Annotated in this window: 1 protein-coding gene; it reads right to left on the reverse strand. The window is 43.7% G+C overall.

Annotated features, from left to right (window positions below; all coding sequences use genetic code 11):
- The coding region (locus tag A3712_RS23210; protein ID WP_157618869.1) for a tetratricopeptide repeat protein at nt 1-483 on the reverse strand (483 nt) is incomplete at both ends.

Raw genomic sequence — 483 nt, forward strand, 5'->3', positions numbered from 1 at the left:
TGCTTCTCTAGTGCATCTGATAGGTACCCGTAATCTGATACATTTGAGCGTAGTGCCAGAGCCTTCTCGAAGTGGTTTTGTGCTTCTGCCCAGTTCTGTTCTCTTAAGTAGAACTGAGCTAATGCACTGTGTGCTTCTGCATTATTGCTATCTTTGCTGATAGCGCGCTCTAACATAACAACCACTGGGTGGTGATCAGCAAGATTCAGCTCTGGAAGTAGCATGTAGAGCTCGTTTGAACCTGTTTTAGCAATGTTCTCTTTGATAACTGTAAAAGCTTCTGCATCGGCTTTACGGGCGATCAGTTGTTTTACGAAACAAGAGACAAGGTGTGAGCTTTGCTTTTGTTTTCTTGGAAGCTTGTTCCAGTGACTGATTAAGCCTTCGCTGCCTTGCTGTTGTGCTACATCGTGAAGTAAACCACATTGTGCTTTCTGCTCTAATTCACTTTGTTCTTCTGCCGTTAGAAGCTTGTTCTTAGAG

The organism is Vibrio sp. HI00D65, from assembly GCF_001635455.1.
In the GTDB taxonomy this organism is placed as follows: Bacteria; Pseudomonadota; Gammaproteobacteria; order Enterobacterales; family Vibrionaceae; genus Vibrio.